Below are 1,262 nucleotides of genomic sequence, written 5' to 3'. Positions count from 1 at the left end.
CGGCCCGGCCCGGCGGCGTACCCAGGAAGGCGCGGTCGGCCGGGGTGGCGCGGACCGATCCGGGGGCCGCGGCCCCGACGGACGTCCCGGCGCGGCGGACGGCGACCCCCAGCCTGGCGGTGTTCTACCTGGTCGCGATCGGCCAACTGGTCTCGCTGATCGGCAGCGGCCTGACCGCGTTCGGCATGGGCCTGTGGGTCTACCAACGGACCGGGTCGGTGTCGCTGTTCGCCACCGCCACCGTGCTGGCGCTGTTGCCGGCCGTGGTGCTCTCCCCGATCGCCGGCGCGCTGGCCGACAGGTGGGACCGCCGAAGAATCATGGTGCTCGCCGACTGCCTGGCCGCCACCGGCACGGTGAGTCTCGCGCTGCTGCTCTGGTTCGGCCAGCTACGCCTCTGGCACATCCTCACCGCGATCACCGTCACCGCCGTGGCCACCGCGTTCCAGCAACCCGCCTACCAGGCGGCCGTCACCCAGCTGGTGCCCAAGCGCTACTACGGGCGGGCCAACGGCATCGTCTCGCTCGGCACCGCCACCAGCACCGTGCTGGCGCCGCTGGTCGGTGGCGCGCTGGTGCTCGCCGTCGGGCTGCGCGGCATCGTGGTGATCGACCTGGTCACGTTCGTGGTGGCGGTGACCGTCACGCTGTCGGTCCGCTTCCCCGACACGCTCTTCGTCCGGCGGGAGGAGCCGTTCCGCCGCGAGGTGCTGGGCGGCTGGCGGTTCATCGTCCGCCGGCACGGGCTGGTCGCCCTGGTCGTCCTGGTGGCGTCGCTGAACTACTTCTTCGCCATGGTCGAGGTGCTGGTCACCCCGCTCACGCTCTCCTTCGGCGACCCGGCGGTGCTCGGCCGGGTGCTCGCCGCCAGCGGCGTCGGCATGGTGGTCGGGTCGGTGCTGATGGGCGTCTGGGGCGGCACCGCCCGGCGCACCACCGGCATCCTGGCCAGCGTCGTGCTGCTCGGCGTCTCGCTGCTCACCGTCGGGTTGCGGCCGGACCCGCTGTTCCCCGCCCTGGGGCTGTTCGGCATGGGCCTGGCCACCGCGCTCGTCAACACCCACTGGCTGGCGATCGTGCAGGCCAAGGTGGGCCTGGAACTCCAGGGTCGGGTGCTGGCCATGGCGCAGATGCTGTCCTGGCTGATGGTGCCGGCCGGGTTCCTCAGCGCCGGCCCGCTGGCCGAGCACGTGCTCGCCCCGCTGGCCCGACCGGGCGGCCCGCTCGCCGGGCTGGTCGGCACCGGGCCCGGGCGCGGCATG

The 1,262-nt window shown here is 73.9% G+C and carries 1 protein-coding gene; it reads left to right on the top strand.

Annotated elements, in window-relative coordinates:
• Positions 1-119 precede the first annotated feature (119 nt).
• On the top strand, positions 120-1,262 hold a 1,143-nt coding region (locus HUW36_RS33100), incomplete at its 3' end, for an MFS transporter (RefSeq protein WP_217428926.1).

It is taken from the genome of Micromonospora maritima, from assembly GCF_902825405.1.
Taxonomy (GTDB): domain Bacteria; phylum Actinomycetota; class Actinomycetes; order Mycobacteriales; family Micromonosporaceae; genus Micromonospora; species Micromonospora maritima.
This window is presented reverse-complemented; position numbering and strand designations above follow the sequence as displayed.